This window comes from Dielma fastidiosa, from assembly GCF_000313565.1.
GTDB classification, from domain to species: Bacteria; Bacillota_I; Bacilli_A; order Erysipelotrichales; family Erysipelotrichaceae; genus Dielma; species Dielma fastidiosa.
Window position 1 is genome coordinate 1 of the sequence record NZ_HE578940.1, and the last position, 3,709, is coordinate 3,709.

The 3,709-nt window shown below is 34.0% G+C and carries 1 protein-coding gene and 1 pseudogene; one reads left to right on the forward strand and one right to left on the reverse strand.

Going from position 1 to position 3,709, the window contains the following annotated elements:
• Positions 1–1,798 (forward strand): annotated as a pseudogene (locus tag DAHG_RS21530) (hypothetical protein); the annotation flags it as partial.
• 113 nt (positions 1,799–1,911) lie between these two features.
• Here DAHG_RS21530 and DAHG_RS21535 read toward each other — a convergent pair.
• Positions 1,912–3,709, reverse strand: a 1,798-nt coding sequence (locus tag DAHG_RS21535) for a hypothetical protein (protein WP_205408135.1), incomplete at its 5' end; no start/stop codon positions are given.

Here is a 3,709-nt window from a genome sequence, read left to right on the forward strand (position 1 = left end):
CAATGCTGCTCCGGTGTTTGCTGCTGCTAGTAAACCAACAGCAACTGTTTGTATAGCTCAAGATGCTATTTATGGTAAAAAGGTTATTGACGCTATTAAAAAAGATTTAAAAGCCCAAAATCTAACTTTGAACACTGCTAAATTAAATACTACATTAGGTAAGACAGGTGAAACCGCAAAATATCTAGTTGCTAATGCATTAGACACAGCAAAAACTATTGAAGAAATTTTAGATATTAAGACTTCAGCAGATTATGGCAATGAAACAGTATCCACATTACTGGCTTCAGTTGTATTATGTGGTGATGATGAAGATCAAGCTGTTAAAGATGCAAAACATTTAATCGGTAACTCAGATGATTGGACTACATTTGAGGTTGCAGTTAAAAATGCTATTGATCAATTTATAGAATTAAGCAAGAGTACTTACTTAAATGATGATATGATTACTGACGGTGAATATGATGGTGCAAAGGCTTTATATAGCGAATTAGATGCTGCAAAAGATTACATTAAAAATATTGATCCTGCTGACACTACAACTAAAAACTCAGGTTCAGGTGCTGGTGCAACTGCAATTGCGGCTTATGAAAATTTATGGGATGATTTCGTAGATGCGATTGAAGATTATGAGAAATCAACTATCGGAACTTTTGTTAAAGCGTATGTAAATGCTCTAGAAGATCAAGAAATCGAAGGCGTGAATGTCTATGATTTAGTTAACAGAGATGTTGACTTCCCACGCGAAAATCTTACTGCATTAGAAAACTTCATTAAAGATGTCAAGAATGACAAAATCGCTGATTTGAAAAATGAAGCTAAATATAACACTGTAAAAGATGAAGAAGAAGTGATTGAGTATATCGAAGGTCTTGAAACTATTGTTGAAGAAATCAAAGAAGCTAATACTCTACTAAAAACAAGCAATAGTGCTTATAAAGATTTTAAAGAAGTATTAACAAAAGTCGAAGATTTAGCTGAAAAAGTTGATACTTTAAAGGGTATTAAAGAAGGTGCTGTAGGATATGATGATGCTGATTTAGCGGTAGAAAAAGAATTGAACAAATTCACAGCAGCTGATGTGGAAAAATTACAAACATATGTAGAAGATGTAGTTAATCAATTTGTAACTGTTAAAGCAGTGAAACGTACTACAGGCAACTACACATTATCATTTGAAAATGCTGATTATGGTCGTTATTTGAATGACGATGATAGTTTTAATGAAGATTTAGAGTATTTAATGCTTACAACAGTAACTAAAGATGAAGAAACTAGTTACTATGATTTAGTATTAGATAATGAAGGAACTTCAAAAGCTAAATTAATTAAAGCTGTTACTACGGATATCGAGGGTATCACATTATCTTCAACTTTGACTACTGCACAGGCTTCTAAGATCGTTGCTGCTAAAAAAGCATATGATGAATTAATGGGTGAGAATTCTTTATATACTTTAACATTGAAAGAAAAGAAAGCAGTTAAGGCCAATGAAGAACTGATTAAAACATTATACTTCAAATTGATTATGAACGGTTCAGTTACTCAATCAGGTTGGGTAGACAAAGGCAACGGCAATTGGGATTACATTGCAGAAGATGGTACTAGACCTTCTAAATGGATCGCTTCAGGTGCTAATTGGTATTATGTAAAGAACGGTACAATGTTACGTAACTCTTGGATCGCTTCTGATGCTCAGGGTACTAGATGGTACTATGTTGATGATAACGGTGTAATGGTTTCTAATACGACTGTTAACGGTTATACTTTCAACTCTTACGGCGTTTGGGTTAAATAGTTAACTAAAAGCAAATAACACTTAAAGGAGATTCGTTATGGATCTCCTTTTTGCATACAAAAAGAGATGTACATCTCTGTACATCTCAATTAAGTAATTAGATCGATTTACAATTAACCGTTGTAAGAAGGGCTCATGTAAACGCCGTAAGAATTGATCCAGCAGCCATCTACTGATTGGTTAGTAACCATCTTACCAGCATTGTCTAAGTAGTACCAGCGACCACCATCAGTAGCCAACCAAGTATTTCTCAGCATCTTACCGTCTTTGATCATGTACCAATCAGAACCAGAAGCAACCCATTTGTAAGCAGCAGGAGTACCATCTTCATTGTTGTAACCCCAGTTACCGTTACCCATATCATACCATCCAGCTACTGCTGTAGTACCTAAGTTATCGAATGCTTCACGTAAGTTAGTGATTTTAGTGTCAGCCTGACGTACTGTCTTGAGTTCTTTATCAGTTAAGTTATTTACATATTTACCCTTATTGTAATATAACTCATAGATGGCATCTTCAGCAGCTTCTAATGCAGCTTTGTCAGTTGTTTTGATATTAGCAGGTGTAATTTTTGCAATACCAGTTGTTACTGCATCAAGAGCTTCGTTGAATGCATCCATATGTGCTTCTACATAGTCATAACCAAATTCACCAGTTTCAGTATCTACTACTTTTAATAAGAATCCTGGTACATTGTCCATGATGATACTCTTTTGAGCAGCTGAAACATATGAATTAAAATCTGATTTATCTCTATAGTAATTGCCTACTTTTGAAGTTTCGAAACTCCATACAGAATCAAGAACTTCTTCTTTCAAATCTTTTAAGATAGCCCATTGTTCATTATCCAATACTTTAGCAACAGCTTTTGCTTCTTCTTTAGCAGTTGATGCATTAGTACCAGCTACATATTTACCATTTGCATCCACTTTTCCGTATTTCAGATTCGTTTCACCTTTGAAGAAATCAACTAAGAAAGCTTTAACAGTTTTATCTTCATCATCAGTTTTAGTTTTATTGTAAGCTTTATATGCATCAGTTGAAGCTATATCAGTAATATTACCGATATTATCAATTACATCCTGATAAGTATCGATTAAAGAAATAACTAAATCTTCATCTTTGAATTGGTCATAATCAGTTGCGTCTTTAATTGCATTGATACGACCTTTTACTGCAGATTTACTTGATAAAGTCACTTTTGTTACTTCATACTTTTTGTCTTTATCATCCTTATCTTTAGTTTCATCAGTTACCGTACCTAATCCTGTGATTGAATGTTCATCAGCATTTAAAATAGTATTTTTGCCATCTAAATCATTCTCTAAAACTTTAGAGAATGCATCATAGAAATCAGCTAAATCTGCATCATAATCATCAGATGAGATTTCTAGGATATCTTCCAGAACAGTTTGAGCACGATTTAATAATACTTCAAAATCACCGCCCATGATTCCTGTCATTGCTTTCTTATCATCTTTTAAATCAGATAATTTAGATTTAGCGTCAGTTTTAGTTGTTGTGTAATCAGTAGCTAAATATGTTGCAACATAACCACCAACCGTAGTTGAAGTAACATCTGCTAATGAAGAATAACCAGCACCGAAAGCAGCAGTCATTGCAGAGTTGAAATCCAACATTTTTGTTACATTTTTATAAGCATCACCATAAGATAATGAAGTTCTAAAAGTTGCTAAATCTGCAGCGTTAGCTTCAATAGCCTCATAAATAGTTACTTTTGTCTTACCATCGGCAGCAGTGATTTTTAATGCATCATCCATATTTGAATCTGCAAAAGTTGTATCACCTAATTTGTCTAAAATTGCATTGTAAACGGTTCTACCACAAGCTTCATCACCAGTTTTAGTACATACTGCTGCAGGTGTAGCAGCGAACACAGGAGCAGCATTG